The sequence below is a fragment of the Pseudomonas sp. AFG_SD02_1510_Pfu_092 genome, from assembly GCF_003331055.1.
In the GTDB taxonomy this organism is placed as follows: domain Bacteria; phylum Pseudomonadota; class Gammaproteobacteria; order Pseudomonadales; family Pseudomonadaceae; genus Aquipseudomonas.
Genome location: NZ_PUQD01000140.1, coordinates 1 through 278, shown reverse-complemented (window position 1 = coordinate 278; position 278 = coordinate 1). Strand labels below are relative to the sequence as shown.

At 56.1% G+C, this 278-nt stretch carries 2 tRNA genes; both read left to right on the top strand.

Annotation, left to right across the window (positions count from 1 at the left end):
• Positions 1–77: transfer RNA gene (locus C6A77_RS25200), tRNA-Met, on the top strand.
• Positions 78–201: 124 nt separating this feature from the next.
• A tRNA-Met gene (locus tag C6A77_RS25195) sits at positions 202–278 on the top strand.

Sequence of the window (278 nt, the reverse complement as noted above, 5' to 3'; positions counted from 1 at the left end):
CGCGGGATGGAGCAGCCTGGTAGCTCGTCGGGCTCATAACCCGAAGGTCGTCGGTTCAAATCCGGCTCCCGCAACCAGATTCAAGAAAAGGCCACTGTAAACACAGTGGCCTTTTTCTTTGCCTCGGAAAATGTGCATCGCTAGCCTGAAGTTAGAAAAGCTTGACAAGCAACCGTCAAGCTGTAGAATGCGCCCCTCTGACGCGGGATGGAGCAGCCTGGTAGCTCGTCGGGCTCATAACCCGAAGGTCGTCGGTTCAAATCCGGCTCCCGCAACCA